Origin of the sequence: Phosphitispora fastidiosa, from assembly GCF_019008365.1 — a bacterium.
GTDB lineage: Bacteria > Bacillota > Thermincolia > Thermincolales > UBA2595 > Phosphitispora > Phosphitispora fastidiosa.
In genome coordinates, this window is the sequence record NZ_JAHHUL010000095.1 from 1 (window position 1) to 312 (window position 312).

The following is a 312-nucleotide window of genomic DNA, read 5'->3' on the forward strand; positions in this document are numbered from 1 at the left end:
CTCAGCGCCGGGACTACAGGGGTTTCTAATCCTGTTTGCTACCCACGCTTTCGCACCTCAGTGTCAGTATCTGGCCAGGAAGTCGCCTTCGCCACCGGTATTCCTCCCGATATCTACGAATTTCACCTCTACACCGGGAATTCCACTTCCCCCTCCAGTACTCAAGTCTACCAGTTTCATATGCACTTCCCCAGTTGAGCCAGGGACTTTCACATCTGACTTAATAGACCACCTACGCGCGCTTTACGCCCAGTAATTCCGAACAACGCTTGCACCCTCCGTATTACCGCGGCGGCTGGCACTCGCAGACGG

Annotated in this window: 1 rRNA gene; it reads right to left on the minus strand. The window is 54.8% G+C overall.

Annotated features, from left to right (window positions below):
* Nucleotides 1-312, minus strand: a 16S ribosomal RNA gene (locus tag Ga0451573_RS19095); the annotation flags it as partial.